This is a genomic window from Haemophilus sp. oral taxon 036 (assembly GCF_002998595.1).
GTDB lineage: Bacteria > Pseudomonadota > Gammaproteobacteria > Enterobacterales > Pasteurellaceae > Haemophilus > Haemophilus haemolyticus_K.
This window is the reverse complement of the sequence record NZ_CP027235.1, coordinates 892120-908212: the sequence shown is the minus strand read 5'-3', so window position 1 is coordinate 908212 and position 16093 is coordinate 892120. Positions and strand designations below refer to the sequence as shown.

The 16093-nt window shown below is 40.1% G+C and carries 10 protein-coding genes, 3 tRNA genes and 4 rRNA genes; 3 read left to right on the top strand and 14 right to left on the bottom strand.

The genetic code is table 11. From position 1 onward, the window contains the following. Positions 1–26: 26 nt before the first annotated feature. The 10 genes from murQ to tfoX form a co-directional block, all read right to left on the bottom strand. Positions 27–938 carry an N-acetylmuramic acid 6-phosphate etherase gene (murQ, locus tag C3V42_RS04400; RefSeq protein WP_106013807.1) on the bottom strand — a complete coding sequence of 304 codons (912 nt, stop codon included), beginning with the start codon at positions 936–938 and terminating at the stop codon, positions 27–29. Positions 939–947: 9 nt separating this feature from the next. Continuing rightward, positions 948–2093: an anhydro-N-acetylmuramic acid kinase gene (locus C3V42_RS04395; RefSeq protein WP_164994220.1), complete on the bottom strand. Its 1146-nt coding sequence runs from the start codon at positions 2091–2093 to the stop codon at positions 948–950. Positions 2094–2227: 134 nt separating this feature from the next. Next, a tRNA-Trp gene (locus C3V42_RS04390) sits at positions 2228–2303 on the bottom strand. Between the two features lie 16 nt (positions 2304–2319). After that, positions 2320–2396, bottom strand: a tRNA-Asp gene (locus tag C3V42_RS04385). A 12-nt stretch (positions 2397–2408) separates the two neighbouring features. After that, positions 2409–2524: ribosomal RNA gene (gene rrf / locus C3V42_RS04380) — 5S ribosomal RNA — on the bottom strand. Between the two features lie 47 nt (positions 2525–2571). Continuing rightward, positions 2572–2687, bottom strand: a 5S ribosomal RNA gene (gene rrf / locus C3V42_RS04375). 118 nt (positions 2688–2805) lie between these two features. Next, positions 2806–5702: ribosomal RNA gene (locus C3V42_RS04370) — 23S ribosomal RNA — on the bottom strand. Positions 5703–5971: 269 nt separating this feature from the next. Beyond that, positions 5972–6047: transfer RNA gene (locus C3V42_RS04365), tRNA-Glu, on the bottom strand. 117 nt (positions 6048–6164) lie between these two features. Continuing rightward, a 16S ribosomal RNA gene (locus C3V42_RS04360) occupies positions 6165–7704 on the bottom strand. Together the 16S, 23S and 5S rRNA genes with 3 tRNA genes alongside form the textbook arrangement of a ribosomal RNA operon. 294 nt (positions 7705–7998) lie before the next feature. After that, entirely contained in the window at positions 7999–8652 is a 654-nt protein-coding gene (tfoX, locus tag C3V42_RS04355; protein ID WP_106013805.1) for a DNA transformation protein TfoX, read from the bottom strand. A gap of 371 nt (positions 8653–9023) precedes the next feature. Here tfoX and recA point away from each other — a divergent pair, with 371 nt between their 5' ends. After that, entirely contained in the window at positions 9024–10088 is a 1065-nt protein-coding gene (gene recA, locus C3V42_RS04350) for a recombinase RecA (RefSeq protein ID WP_009499645.1), read from the top strand. A gap of 79 nt (positions 10089–10167) precedes the next feature. Continuing rightward, positions 10168–10626 carry a recombination regulator RecX gene (recX, locus tag C3V42_RS04345; protein WP_106013804.1) on the top strand — a complete coding sequence of 153 codons (459 nt, stop codon included), beginning with the start codon at positions 10168–10170 and terminating at the stop codon, positions 10624–10626. Here recX and crcB read toward each other — a convergent pair. The 4 genes from crcB to hcp form a co-directional block, all read right to left on the bottom strand. Further along, the gene (crcB, locus tag C3V42_RS04340) at positions 10623–11009 is read right to left on the bottom strand and encodes a fluoride efflux transporter CrcB (protein ID WP_065265644.1); all 387 of its coding nucleotides are present in this window, start codon (positions 11007–11009) and stop codon (positions 10623–10625) included. The two genes, recX and crcB, sit on opposite strands and share 4 nt — an antisense overlap. Further along, a complete protein-coding gene (locus C3V42_RS04335) occupies positions 11009–11827 on the bottom strand; it encodes a Cof-type HAD-IIB family hydrolase (RefSeq protein ID WP_106013803.1) in 819 nt (272 codons plus the stop codon). The genes crcB and C3V42_RS04335 overlap by 1 nt, the downstream gene beginning before the upstream one ends. A gap of 112 nt (positions 11828–11939) precedes the next feature. Then, the gene (gene hcr, locus C3V42_RS04330) at positions 11940–12962 is read right to left on the bottom strand and encodes an NADH oxidoreductase (RefSeq protein WP_106013802.1); all 1023 of its coding nucleotides are present in this window, start codon (positions 12960–12962) and stop codon (positions 11940–11942) included. A gap of 103 nt (positions 12963–13065) precedes the next feature. Continuing rightward, positions 13066–14718: a hydroxylamine reductase gene (gene hcp / locus C3V42_RS04325; RefSeq protein ID WP_106013801.1), complete on the bottom strand. Its 1653-nt coding sequence runs from the start codon at positions 14716–14718 to the stop codon at positions 13066–13068. A gap of 363 nt (positions 14719–15081) precedes the next feature. Between hcp and C3V42_RS04320 the strand changes: the two genes are divergently transcribed. Beyond that, a complete protein-coding gene (locus tag C3V42_RS04320; RefSeq protein ID WP_106013800.1) occupies positions 15082–16086 on the top strand; it encodes an ornithine carbamoyltransferase in 1005 nt (334 codons plus the stop codon). Positions 16087–16093: the final 7 nt, after the last annotated feature.

Here is a 16093-nt window from a genome sequence, read left to right as displayed (position 1 = left end):
CCTGATTTTACAATCAGGTTTTTGTCTTATTTAGAAAGTGCATTTCTTAATTTACCTTGATGTCTTTCTAATAATGCCTTGGCCTCTAATTTTGATAAATTACTTAAAATCATCATAATTGCAAGCTTGACATTTTGCTCTGCTTCAATTAATGTCTGCTCAGCGAGCACTTTATCACAATCTGTTGCTTGCATCACAATGCGTACAGCGCGTGCTTTAAGCTTTTCATTACTGGCTTGTACATCGACCATCAAATTTTCGTAACATTTACCCAATAAAATCATACTTGCCGTAGTCAGCATATTCAAAACCATTTTTTGTGCGGTACCAGATTTTAAGCGGCTAGAACCCGTCAATATTTCAGGACCAACAATAGTCTCTATCGCAATATCGGCTATCTCAGCCATCGCAGATTTTGGATTACTTGCAATACAAATTGTCAAAGCACCAAGAGATTTAGCGTACTGAAGACCAGCAATAACATAAGGTGTGCGACCACTTGCAGCGATACCAACTAATACATCATTTTTTGAAAAATTTATGCTTTGTAGATCCTCAAGTACAGCTTTCGTATTGTCTTCCGCCCCTTCTACAGGATGACGAATAGCATGTTCGCCCCCCGCAATAATACCTTTGACCATTTCCGAAGATACACCAAACGTAGGAGGACATTCTGACGCATCCAATACGCCAAGACGACCACTCGTCCCAGCCCCAATATATACTAGACGCCCGCCTTGGTGAAAAGCATGAACGATTTTATCTACCGCTAACGAAATCTCAGGCAAACATGCTTCAATAGCTAAAGGAACTTGTTTATCTTCCTTATTCATTAATCGAACAATATCTAAAGCACTTTGACGATCAATATCAACTGAATTCGGATTTCTTTGCTCCGTAATTAACGTGGATAAACTTTTTAATATAATGTCATTCATATTTTGACCTTAGTCTTTAGGAAAAATAGCCCCCAAACTAACCGCACTTTTTGCGCCAGTTACGCTAGGCAGGTTTGCTGGTAAATTGTTCATTCGACAATAAGCTAACCAAGCAAAAGCAGCGGCCTCCACATAATCAATATCAAAACCTTGCTCTGTCGTTGTACCAACCTGCCAATCGAGTAAATTATCATGCAATCCACACATAATTAAGCTATTCTTTGCACCGCCGCCACATACTAATAAACGTTTTGGTAAATCTGTTTTGAGTTGATTTAGTGTATTAACAATGCTTGTTACCGTTAATTCAACAAGAGTCGCTTGCACATCTTCTGGGGCTAATGTCATTTTAGATGAAAGAGCTGTAAGTTTTTCTGATGTTTTTTCTACTTTGTCCATTAACCAATCAAGATTAAATAACTCTCTCCCTGTACTTTTGGGGGCTGGTAAAGAGAAAAAAGGTTCATTTAATAATTCATCAAGCAGAACTTGATTCACTTTGCCTTTTGAAGCCCACTTACCATTTTTGTCATAGCGAAGGCCTTGGTGTTTTTCTATCCATTGATCTAATAATGTATTACCTGGACCTGTATCAAAGCCAATTACAGGTTGATTAGGAAACAATATAGAAACATTACTAATCCCACCAATATTTAAAACAACTGTAGCAAAATTAGCATTTGAGAATACAGCTTTATGGAAAGCGGGTACAAGAGGGGCCCCCTGTCCGCCTAACGCCATATCTTTACGACGAAAATCACCAATAACCAATATTCCTGTTTTAGCTGCCAATAAATTCATATCGCCTAGTTGCATTGTAAAAGGAAATGCAGAAGTAGGAGCAGGAGAATGCCATACTGTCTGTCCATGACAACCAACAGCTTCAATTTGGCTTGGAATAAGATTATATTTTTGTAGAAAAGTATTTACACAATCACAATACAGTAAAGCAAGTTCATGATCGAGTTCGCCTAAATTTTGTAGAGTTGTTTCACCTGATTGAATGAGTTTGGTTAATTTCTGACGTAAATTTTCCAGTATAGGAAAAAAATCAGATAAGATAAGTCGAGGCTCTAGAGAAAAATCAACGAGAGCAACATCCACTCCATCTAGACTAGTTCCAGACATCATGCCAAGATAATATTGAGGTTTCATACTAATTATTTTTATATTTAAAATTTGATAATTATATATCTAATTCAAAAAGAAAAATAAAAAGAATTATTAAATAATATGAAAAAGGTATGAATATAAAGATATTTTATGATCAATTGAAAAGAATATCTTAATGGCAGGGGCGGAGAGGCTCGAACTCCCAACACCCGGTTTTGGAGACCGGTGCTCTACCAATTGAACTACGCCCCTATTGGTATGAATAAATTGGCGGAATGGACGGGACTCGAACCCGCGACCCCCTGCGTGACAGGCAGGTATTCTAACCAGCTGAACTACCACTCCGCTAAATGTGGTAATTGGCAGTGCCTTACTCTCACATGGGGAAGCCCCACACTACCATCAGCGTTACAACATTTCACTTCTGAGTTCGGTATGGTATCAGGTGGATCTATTGCACTATCTCTGCCAAAAATTTTTTATTTTTTTAATTTACTCAATGAATAAACTAAAAAAATAAACCTGGCGGTGCCCTACTCTCACATGGGGAAGCCCCACACTACCATCGGCATTACAGCGTTTCACTTCTGAGTTCGGTATGGTGTCAGGTGGTTCCACCGCACTATCGCCGCCAGGATAATTCTTTGATAACTTTTATTCTAATTTCTATCTATGTTCTTCATTGGCTACAAGCTGAACATTTAGTTAATTTCTTTTTCTTTCACTCTGTTTTCCAAAAACACTTGAGCGTTGTATAGTTAAGCCTCTCGGGCAATTAGTACAGGTTAGCTCAATGACTCACATCACTTACACACCCTGCCTATCTACGTCTTAGTCTTAAACAACCCTTACAGGTTTATAACCTGGGAGAACTCATCTCTTGGCAAGTTTCGTGCTTAGATGCTTTCAGCACTTATCTCTTCCGCACTTAGCTACCTGGCAATGCGTCTGGCGACACAACCGGAACACCAGTGGTGCGTCCACTCCGGTCCTCTCGTACTAGGAGCAGCCCCAACCAATTCTCCAACGCCCACGGCAGATAGGGACCGAACTGTCTCACGACGTTCTAAACCCAGCTCGCGTACCACTTTAAATGGCGAACAGCCATACCCTTGGGACCTACTTCAGCCCCAGGATGTGATGAGCCGACATCGAGGTGCCAAACACCGCCGTCGATATGAACTCTTGGGCGGTATCAGCCTGTTATCCCCGGAGTACCTTTTATCCGTTGAGCGATGGCCCTTCCATTCAGAACCACCGGATCACTATGACCTACTTTCGTACCTGCTCGACTTGTCTGTCTCGCAGTTAAGCTTGCTTATACCATTGCACTAACCTCACGATGTCCGACCGTGATTAGCAAACCTTCGTGCTCCTCCGTTACTCTTTGGGAGGAGACCGCCCCAGTCAAACTACCCACCAGACACTGTCCGAGACCGCGTTCCGCAATCTTCGTTAGAACATCAAACGTTAAAGGGTGGTATTTCAAGGTCGACTCCAACAATACTGGCGTATCATCTTCATAGTCTCCCACCTATCCTACACATCAAAATTCAATGTTCAGTGTCAAGCTATAGTAAAGGTTCACGGGGTCTTTCCGTCTAGCCGCGGGTACACCGCATCTTCACGGCGATTTCAATTTCACTGAGTCTCGGGTGGAGACAGCCTGGCCATCATTATGCCATTCGTGCAGGTCGGAACTTACCCGACAAGGAATTTCGCTACCTTAGGACCGTTATAGTTACGGCCGCCGTTTACTGGGGCTTCGATCAGGAGCTTCTCTTTCGATTACACCATCAATTAACCTTCCAGCACCGGGCAGGCATCACACCCTATACGTCCACTTTCGTGTTTGCAGAGTGCTGTGTTTTTAATAAACAGTTGCAGCCAGCTGGTATCTTCGACCGGTTCAACCTTCAGGGGCTAGCCCTTACAATCTACGCCGGCGCACCTTCTCCCGAAGTTACGGTGCTATTTTGCCTAGTTCCTTCACCCGAGTTCTCTCAAGCGCCTGAGTATTCTCTACCTGACCACCTGTGTCGGTTTTCAGTACGGTTTAGTAAAGCCTTTCGCTTAGTGGCTTTTCCTGGAAGTGTGGTATCAGTTACTTCAGCTCCTTAGAGCCTCGTCATCATCTCTCAGTGTTAAGGAAGTCCGGATTTGCCTAAACTTCCCACCTACCAACTTAAACGCACATATCCAACAGTGCGATAACCTAACCTACTCCGTCCCCACATCGCAGCTTTACCAAGTACAGGAATATTAACCTGTTTCCCATCGACTACGCTCTTCAGCCTCGCCTTAGGGGCCGACTCACCCTGCCCCGATTAACGTTGGACAGGAACCCTTGGTCTTCCGGCGAACGGGTTTTTCACCCGTTTTATCGTTACTTATGTCAGCATTCGCACTTGTGATACGTCCAGCATGCTTCTCAACACACCTTCTTCCGCTTACACAACGCTCCCCTACCCAACAGACTTACGTCTGATGCCGCAGCTTCGGTGCTATATTTCAGCCCCGTTACATCTTCCGCGCAGGCCGACTCGACTAGTGAGCTATTACGCTTTCTTTAAATGATGGCTGCTTCTAAGCCAACATCCTAGCTGTCTAAGCCTTCCCACTTCGTTTCCCACTTAATATAGACTTTGGGACCTTAGCTGGCGGTCTGGGTTGTTTCCCTCTCCACGACGGACGTTAGCACCCGCCGTGTGTCTCCTGAGTATCACTCTTTGGTATTCGTAGTTTGCATCGGGTTGGTAATCCGGGATGGACCCCTAGCCGAAACAGTGCTCTACCCCCAAAGGTGTCCGCTCAAGGCTCTACCTAAATAGATTTCGGGGAGAACCAGCTATCTCCCGGTTTGATTGGCCTTTCACCCCCAGCCACAAGTCATCCGCTAATTTTTCAACATTAGTCGGTTCGGTCCTCCAGTTAGTGTTACCCAACCTTCAACCTGCCCATGGCTAGATCACCGGGTTTCGGGTCTATACCTTGCAACTAGTCGCCCAGTTAAGACTCGGTTTCCCTTCGGCTCCCCTATTCGGTTAACCTCGCTACAAAATATAAGTCGCTGACCCATTATACAAAAGGTACGCAGTCACCCTTGCGGGCTCCCACTGCTTGTACGTACAAGGTTTCAGGTTCTATTTCACTCCCCTCACCGGGGTTCTTTTCGCCTTTCCTTCACAGTACTGGTTCACTATCGGTCAATCAGGAGTATTTAGCCTTGGAGGATGGTCCCCCCATCTTCAAACAGGATATCACGTGTCCCGCCCTACTTCTCGTTAACTTAGTACCACAGCCTGGATGTCGAGTACGGGGCTATCACCCTGTGTCGCTAAGCTTCCCAGCTTATTCCTCTATCTCTGCTGTTATCATTAACAGGCTCTTTCGCTTTCGCTCGCCGCTACTGACGAAATCTCGGTTGATTTCTTTTCCTCGGGGTACTTAGATGTTTCAGTTCTCCCGGTTTGCCTCAACAAGCTATGTATTCACTTGTTGATAGTGGATTCTTCACCCACTGGGTTTCCCCATTCGGATATCTTGGATTAAACGCCTCTTATCGACTCATCCAAGCTTTTCGCAGATTAGCACGTCCTTCTTCGCCTCTGATTGCCAAGGCATCCACCTTGTACGCTTAGTCACTTAACTATACAACCTCAAATGTTTTCAATCACTTTAAGTTTTCACTTCAAAGTGAGGTCAATTTGATGCGTATTTTCATTCAACTAAACACTTGATTGCTTTTGTTCAATCAAGATTTATCACAAAACAGGTTTGCTTTCAGAGTTTCCTTCTCAGTTCCCTCTTTTCACTTTCCTATCTTGCCTACTCAGACTTTCTCTCGAAAATCTCTTGTTTTCAGCTTGTTTCCAATTTTTTAAAGAACACTAAGATAATCTAACAAAGTTATCTTTAATTGGCGTCCCCACGGGGATTCGAACCCCGGTTACCGCCGTGAAAGGGCGATGTCCTAGGCCTCTAGACGATGGGGACATCAATTAAAGATACTCTATCTTCTTTTTATCTTTCAACGTTGCTTTCGCTTCGTTTTCAATCTTGTCTACAACTATCAGTCAATCTGTGTGAGCACTCGCTGTCTCTCGTCTTTGGTAAGGAGGTGATCCAACCGCAGGTTCCCCTACGGTTACCTTGTTACGACTTCACCCCAGTCATGAATCATACCGTGGTAAACGCCCTCCAAAAGGTTAAGCTATCTACTTCTGGTACAACCCACTCCCATGGTGTGACGGGCGGTGTGTACAAGGCCCGGGAACGTATTCACCGCGACATTCTGATTCGCGATTACTAGCGATTCCGACTTCATGGAGTCGAGTTGCAGACTCCAATCCGGACTTAGACGTACTTTCTGAGATTCGCTCCACCTCGCGGCATCGCCGCCCTCTGTATACGCCATTGTAGCACGTGTGTAGCCCTACTCGTAAGGGCCATGATGACTTGACGTCATCCCCACCTTCCTCCAGTTTATCACTGGCAGTCTCCTTTGAGTTCCCGACCGAATCGCTGGCAACAAAGGATAAGGGTTGCGCTCGTTGCGGGACTTAACCCAACATTTCACAACACGAGCTGACGACAGCCATGCAGCACCTGTCTCATGGTTCCCGAAGGCACTCCCGTATCTCTACAGGATTCCATGGATGTCAAGAGTAGGTAAGGTTCTTCGCGTTGCATCGAATTAAACCACATGCTCCACCGCTTGTGCGGGCCCCCGTCAATTCATTTGAGTTTTAACCTTGCGGCCGTACTCCCCAGGCGGTCGATTTATCACGTTAGCTACGGGCACCAAGCTTTAAGCCCAATCCCCAAATCGACAGCGTTTACAGCGTGGACTACCAGGGTATCTAATCCTGTTTGCTCCCCACGCTTTCGCACATGAGCGTCAGTACATTCCCAAGGGGCTGCCTTCGCCTTCGGTATTCCTCCACATCTCTACGCATTTCACCGCTACACGTGGAATTCTACCCCTCCCTAAAGTACTCTAGTTACCCAGTCTGAAATGCAATTCCCAGGTTAAGCCCGGGGCTTTCACACCTCACTTAAATAACCGCCTGCGTGCCCTTTACGCCCAGTTATTCCGATTAACGCTCGCACCCTCCGTATTACCGCGGCTGCTGGCACGGAGTTAGCCGGTGCTTCTTCTGTATTTAACGTCAATAATGTATGCTATTAACATACACTCCTTCCTCAATACCGAAAGAACTTTACAACCCGAAGGCCTTCTTCATTCACGCGGCATGGCTGCGTCAAGGTTCCCCCCATTGCGCAATATTCCCCACTGCTGCCTCCCGTAGGAGTCTGGACCGTGTCTCAGTTCCAGTGTGGCTGGCCATCCTCTCAGACCAGCTAGAGATCGCAGGCTTGGTAGGCCTTTACCCCACCAACTACCTAATCCCACTTGGGCTCATCTCATGGCATGCGGCCTTGCGGTCCCGCACTTTCATCTTCCGATACTACGCGGTATTAGCTACAGTTTCCCGTAGTTATCCCCCTCCATAAGCCAGATTCCCAAGCATTACTCACCCGTCCGCCACTCGTCAGCAAGAAAGCAAGCTTTCTCCTGCTACCGTTCGACTTGCATGTGTTAAGCCTGCCGCCAGCGTTCAATCTGAGCCATGATCAAACTCTTCAATTCAAGTTCAATCGCTCAATAAACTGCTTAGCTATAAATAAAACACTACTTAAAAAGTAATTATGAATTTTTCAGTTAAGCACCTATTAAGACTTCAAAATTAAAAATATTTTAAAAACAAGTCAATCAACAAGTGCCCACACAGATTGTCTGATATATTGTTAAAGAGCAAAAAACAACGACGCACTTGTAAACTTAAATACTTCACAACAGTGCGTCGTTGTGTGCGGTGCATTATAGGCGTTTTAAAACCCTTTGCAACCCCTTTTTAAGAAATTTTATTTGAACGCGCAAATTTTACTCATCATCTAATTTTCTATAACCCTTTAAACCGTTAGCCCTCAAAACTTCATTCAATTTTTTTAATAAAGCTTGTTTTTCTGCTTTAGTGAACATTTGGCTATTTTTATTAAGTAATGCTCCAACTAATTTCCAGTAGAAATCTAAAGTAGCACCACTTCCTGCTTTTTTTAATCGAACCATAGCATTCTCTGCGCCAATTTCCCTCAGCATTTTAACATCTAAAATACCAGCTTTAATTAGCGCTCTCTCATGCCTAATAGTCAAGTTAACCAAATCTTTCAAACGGTTTAGTTTATTTAATATACGCTTTAACTTCTGCTTTTGAATTTGTTTAATAGATAGAATTACTAGTTTTCTACATAATGTATTATCACCTATAACCTGATTAGATAAAGCATAATACTGAGAAAGAACAAAGCGTTTATTTACTTCATTTGTTGTAAAAGGCTCACAACCAAGCCTAATAAGATAAGATGCTAACTCTCCCTCCCCTCTCAAGTAGAGTTTCTTATTTTGCCAAATTGCAAACATCGTTTCTCCTTTATGGAATAACCCATATCCTGTAAAAAGGTTCCTGGAGGTAACATTTCCTACCAACTGATCTAACAGAGAGCAAACTACATCAATATGTTCGTCTTTTATATTCATATATATCTCCAAAATGAATAATTTGTTGAAAAAATCGGTAGAAGTACTTCTGCTTTTTTTATATCACGAACTGTTTTCATTACCTAAAAATAAATTTCAATTTTGTGAACCTGATCGCAAAATAAAATTTATTTTAAAAAAAACACTTAAATTACTATGAATAATCAATATAGTAAAAATCCTTCTTACAACATAAAATAGAGATAAAAGAAGCAAATTTATTTCTAACTATTTTTATTTATCTATAAATATTCAAAACTAATTCTGAGCTGTAGTTCACATTTTTCATAAAATATAGAAATTTCTCTTGACCTGTACATCAATACAGATATAATCACGAAAAACTTGAACATTCAAACAGGAATTCACTTATGGCGACTCAAGAAGAAAAACAAAAAGCACTAGCTGCAGCATTAGGACAAATCGAAAAACAATTTGGTAAAGGCTCAATTATGAAGTTAGGCGATACCAAAACGTTAGATGTAGAATCTATTTCTACTGGATCACTTGGTTTAGATGTTGCACTAGGAATTGGTGGTTTACCTATGGGACGAATTGTAGAAATTTTCGGACCTGAATCATCTGGTAAAACAACATTAACTCTTTCCGTCATTGCTCAAGCGCAAAAAGCGGGAAAAACCTGTGCATTTATTGATGCAGAACATGCCCTTGATCCTATTTATGCAGCAAAACTTGGGGTGGATGTAAAAGAACTTTTTGTTTCTCAACCTGATAATGGTGAACAAGCACTTGAAATCTGTGATGCATTAGTTCGCTCTGGCGCAATTGATGTAATCATTGTTGACTCCGTTGCCGCACTGACACCAAAAGCTGAAATTGAAGGGGATATGGGTGATTCCCATATGGGACTACAGGCTCGTTTAATGTCACAAGCTTTGCGTAAACTTACTGGCCAAATAAAAAATGCAAACTGTTTAGTTGTATTTATTAACCAAATCCGAATGAAAATAGGTGTGATGTTTGGCAATCCAGAAACTACCACTGGCGGTAATGCATTAAAATTCTATTCTTCTGTTCGTTTAGATATTCGTCGCACAGGTTCTGTAAAAGATGGCGAAAATATTATTGGGAATGAAACTCGCGTAAAAGTAGTGAAAAACAAATTAGCGGCACCATTCCGTCAAGTAGATTTCCAAATTCTTTATGGTGAAGGGATTTCAAAAGCGGGTGAGTTATTAGAACTTGGTGTAAAACACAAGCTTGTAGAGAAATCAGGTGCATGGTATGCCTATAATGGAGAAAAAATTGGCCAAGGTAAAACTAACTCAATGAAATGGCTCAATGAAAATCCAGAAAAAGCAGATGAGTTAGAAGCTCGTTTACGCGCAGAATTAGTAGCTAATCCAGAACAAGCTTTAATGGCTGACATTGAACAATCTGAAAATAGTTCCGAATCAGAAAGTGATTTTGAATAAATCAAATTATCAACGCCAAAAGTGCGGTCATTTTTAACCGCACTTTATATTAACTCAATAAAAATAAAGGAACCATTCCTTGTCATCCCTCGCTTTTAATTACATAGTTAATCTTCTTTCTCACAGAGAATATAGTGAATTCGAGCTCCGTAATAAAATGCAGGAAAAGAACTTTTCAGAAGAAGAAATTGATGATGCATTATCTTTATGCCAGGCAAAAAATTGGCAAAGCGATCGTCGTTTTTCAGAAAATTATATAAATTCACGCGCACAAAAAGGTTATGGTGTAGGAAGAATTCGACAAGAATTACTCCAATTAAAAGGTGTGTCTTCTGATATTATTGATGAAGTTTTAATAGAATCAGAAATTGATTGGTATGAAATGGCAGAGAACTTGTTACGTAAAAAATTCCCAAATTACAACGAACAGCAAACGCCTAAAATAAAACAAAAAATTTGGCAATATATGCTATCACATGGATTTCGTAGCAATGAATTTGCTGATTTAATTGGGAAAAACCAAAGTGAATGGGATTAATGTAAAAGTTGAGAGCAAATTTTATATATCCAAATGCCCAACACAGTCATAGCTAAACATCCGAATAAATGCATCATCAATACACAAAATCCATTTAACCACTTGTCATTAAAAAATAATTCCACAACTTCGGAAGAAAAAGAAGAAAATGTGGTTAGCGATCCTAAAAAACCGGTAATTAAAAATAACCGCCATTCAGCACTAATTTGTGGGAATTGCCAAAAAAGCCCAAGTAATACACCAATAATTAAACAACCAAGCAAATTAGCGATTAAAGTCCCAAAAGCAAACGAAGAAAATACAGGATTAAATAACAATCCTATAGTCCAACGCAATGACGCGCCTAATATTGCGCCACAACTTATGAATAATAATGCCTGCATTAATAATCTAATCCAAATTGAGTTCGCAAATAACGAGCGGCTGATTCTTCTTTATTTGAGCCAATAACTTCTAACTCTGGACAAGCTTTTTTTAAACGAATATCTGCATCTTGCATGATACAGCCTTTACCAGACCAAGAAAGCATTTCTACATCATTCATTCCATCACCAAAAGCAATACAGTCTTTTAACTCATATTCTCGTGATTCGAGTAAATGTTTTAATGCATCGCCTTTTGAAACATTCTTATTCATTACTTCCAAACAAGCTAATGCTGAATAAACAATTGTCGTTACGTCACCAAACTTATCTCGTAAATAAGCTTCTACTTCAACTAAATCCTCTGGAGTTTTACCAATAAAAAAAACTTTTTCTGTCCCACGTCCATGATGTTTGGAAAAATCAACTACGTTATAATCGAATCCAGATTCTTTATGGAACTGACGCATTGCAGGAATATCTTTATTAGTAAACCAACCTTCATCTTGATAGCTATTCATGCATACTTTGGAAGTATCAAATGGCGTTTTGTAAAGCTCTAGAACTAATTCTTCAGGCAAGCTGTTGCTATAAAGCAAATTACCCTGTAAATCCCGTACACGAGCACCATTTGATGTAATCATAACCGCACGTTCCGCACCAATTTTTCCAAGAATGGATGACACATCAGTATGGTTACGCCCCGTTGCCAAAATGATATCCACACCGTTTTGCTCTAATGCTCTCAGCGTATCAATAGTAAGATCACCGATTAAATGTTCAGGTGTTAAAAGGGTGCCATCTAAATCAGACACCATTGCTCTAAAAGGTAAATTCATAAAAACCTCAAAAAATAATTTGCGGTTATCATATCACTAAATATACAAATTGCCCTTGTCTAAGATCAATGTATAAAAAACCGTAATAAAAATAACCGCACTTTATTAAGAATTAAGGCATTAAATCAACTGATATATTTCCTTTCATTTGACAGCAGCACGCTAAAACATAGCCTTGTTTAATTTCGTCTTCTGTTAGTGGTCCGTTTGAACTCACTTCATAATCACCACTCACCACTAAAGTTTTACAAGAACCACAAATACCTTCTCTACAGGCGGCAATAATCGGTGCTTTATGTTCTTCCAAAGCAGCTAATAAGGTTTTTCCAACAGGTACAGAAAAAGTTTGAGGTACTGGATTAGTAATAGAAAGCGTCACTTGTTTACTATTATCTAACATACAATTTTCTGCTGAAGAATGAAATTGCTCTAAAAAGAAACGCTCAGATGGGATACCAAGGGATTCTGTCATCGCACGTAAATCACTCATATAACTTTCAGGACCACAAGTCAGCACTGTATAATCAGCTATATTAGGTACAAGGTCAGATAACATTTGACTATTTAAACGTCCAGCGATAAAGTCATCGTCCGCATCAACAGAAGCATTAATAAATAGTTTTAACTGTGGAAATTGTTCTTTCAGTAACGCCCATTCTCGTTTAAAAATAACATCTTTAGGCGAATGGACACTATAGAATACAACCACATCTACACCTGGTTTATTTTTTAATAACCAGCGAGTCATAGACATGATTGGCGTAACGCCACATCCACCAGCCACAAGTAAATATCGATCACTTACAATACGGGTACAGGTAAATTTACCCATTGGATCAGATAGCCAAATTTGATCACCTTCTTTAATTTCGGATGTAATCCAATTAGAACCAACTCCATTTTTAATACGACGAACCGTTAAAGTAACAAAACGGCTCATTCCTGGCGTAGACGATAGCGTATAAGCTCGCACAATATTTGGTGTATTACGAATACTTACTAAAGCATACTGGCCAGGCTCATAAGGGTAAAAATCTTGTGCTATTAATTCAATTGTATAAACATCATCAGTTTCCTGATGAATGGAATGCACCTGCATTTCGTTATAACACAACGGATTCTGATTATTTGACATAGAATTTTCTCTTTGAAGATAGAAAAAAGTGCGGTGGATTTTTAAAATGTTTATAAAACTAATACTACAAATTAAAAAATCGACCGCACTTTTCTATGAAATGTTATTTAGCTAAAGCTTCTGCCATATCTTGTTCAGGCGTAGTCAAACCGCGCAAACCGAATTTTTCATTTAATAATGCCATCACATTATCATTTAAAAACGCTGGCGCAGTCGGTCCTGTATAGATATTTTTAACACCTAACGCCAATAAGGTAAGCAAAATAACAATAGCTTTTTGCTCAAACCAAGAAAGCACTAGTGTTAATGGCAATTCATTAACGCCAATACCAAGTTTTTGTGAAAGATTTACAGCAAGCATTATCGCAGAATACGCATCATTACATTGCCCAACATCTAACAAGCGAGGTAACCCATCAATAGCGCCAAAATCTAATTTATTAAAACGATATTTACCACAACCTAAAGTTAAAATCGCACAATCTTCCGGTACTTGACGAGCAAAATCAGTGTAATAGCTACGTTCACCTTTGCTACCATCACAACCGCCCACTAAGAAAACATGACGTAATTTTCCACCAGCAACAAGATTAATCACAGCATCTGAAGCATCTAATAAAGTTTGACGACCAAACCCAACAGTAATTTTGTGTTCTAATTCATCATAAGGGAATCCCGTCATTTCTTGTGCTTTCGCGATAACTTGACTGAAATCACGATCTTCAATGTGCGTTACACCAGGCCAGCCCACAATACTACGGGTATAAATACGATCCGCGTAATTACCAACATTAGGATCAATAATACAGTTAGAGGTCATAATTACAGGACCAGGGAATTTCGCAAATTCTTTCTGCTGATTTTGCCAACCACTTCCATAGTTACCAACCAAATGGTTGTATTTTTTCAATTCCGGATAACCATGCGCAGGCAACATTTCACCATGAGTGTAAATATTTATCCCTGTTCCTTCCGTTTGTTCTAAAAGTGCTTTTAAATCTTTTAAATCATGACCAGAAATTAAAATACATTTTCCTGCTACAGGCTTCACATTTACCGTTGCTGGAACAGGATGGCCAAATGCTTCTGTTTCACCCGCATCTAATAAACTCATTACTTGAAAATTCATATTACCGATGCCAAGCGCCTTTTCTAACAATTCATTTAGATCACTTGGATTAGTTCCTAGCCACGCCATAAACTCATGGAATTGACGATATACCTCATTATCAAATTTACCTAAAACATGGGCATGTTCCATATAAGCAGCCGCACCTTTTAAACCGTATAAACAAAGCATACGCACACCATGTACTTCTTCCCCAATCAAAGTGCGGTCAGAATTTAGGGCAAAATTCGCAGCTTGTTTTGTTAAATCAGAAATAGTTGCACCTTCAAGCTGTAAATGAGCTAACGGATGGTTTACATCAATACTTGGATTTAGTGTACGGCAACGTTTCATTAAATTATCGCGATAAGCGATGGCTTGTTGCGCATATTCAACAATACGTTGAGAATCAAAGTTTACATTAGTCAAGGTAGAGAAAAATGCCTGTGCTGTAAAAGCATCAATTTCATTATCGATAATAGCTAAATCTCTTGCTTGAATAGCCCAAGCAGATAAGCTTTGCAGAGTTGCAATAAGAAGATCTTGTAAATCAGAAGTTTCCGCAGTTTTACCGCACATTCCTTGAGAGTAACTACAACCATTACCCATTGGAGTACGCATAGTTTGTTCACATTGTACACAGTACATAATTAAGTCCTTTTGTTAGAATAGAAAGTTTCGTTATAAACCCGATAAAATCACTCAGATTTATGAAAAAATGATAAAACCTTTTTTCTACTAGATACAAAAGGAAATTTTAATTAATTAGAACTTGTTTGATCTAGATTAAGCTAATACCAATAATGAATTGATTTTCTAGTTTAGAAAAACATAAATTCTAATAACACTAAAAACCTCGCAATAAAATTCGATATCTTTACATTACCAGCTGAAATACGATAACAAATTTCATTTTATCTCTCTTACAATACAATTGTTCGAACAACAAACAGTATCATCGAATGATGTATGTTTATTCCCAATGGATAGTCAAAACACAAGGAGATTATTATGGCTTTCAATATGAAAAATAGACATTTACTTAGTCTTGTTCATCACACAGAACGTGAAATTAAATATCTCTTAGATCTCTCCCGAGATTTAAAACGAGCCAAATATGCAGGCACAGAACAACAAACATTAAAAGGCAAAAATATTGCGCTCATCTTTGAAAAAACCTCCACCCGCACACGTTGTGCATTCGAAGTCGCCGCTCATGACCAAGGCGCTCAAGTCACCTACATCGACCCTAACTCCTCCCAAATTGGCCACAAAGAAAGTATGAAAGATACCGCCCGCGTATTAGGCAGAATGTATGATGGCATTGAGTATCGTGGCTTTAAACAAAGTATCGTTCAAGAACTTGCTGATTATGCTGGTGTGCCAGTATTCAATGGTTTAACCGATGAATTCCACCCAACACAAATGCTTGCCGACGTACTTACCATGATTGAACATTGCGACAAACCATTAAGCGAAATTAGCTATGTATATATTGGAGATGCTCGCAATAACATGGGTAATTCACTTTTATTAATTGGTGCAAAATTAGGTATGGATGTTCGTATTTGTGGACCTAAAGCATTATTACCAGAAGCAAGTCTTGTGGAAATGTGCGAAAAATTTGCGAAAGAAAGTGGCGCTCGTATTACTGTAACTGAAGATATCGACAAAGCTGTGAAAGGTGTAGATTTTGTTCATACTGATGTGTGGGTTTCAATGGGTGAACCATTAGAAACTTGGGGCGAACGCATTAAATTATTACTTCCTTATCAAGTGACACCTGAATTAATGAAACGCACTGGTAATACAAAAGTGAAATTTATGCACTGCTTACCTGCCTTCCATAACAGTGAAACCAAAGTTGGCCGTCAAATTGCTGAAAAATATCCTGAATTAGCTAATGGCATTGAAGTGACTGAAGACGTATTTGAATCTCCAATGAACATTGCATTTGAACAAGCAGAAAACCGTATGCACACAATTAAAGCAGTCATGGTAGCAAGTTTGGCATAAGGAGAAC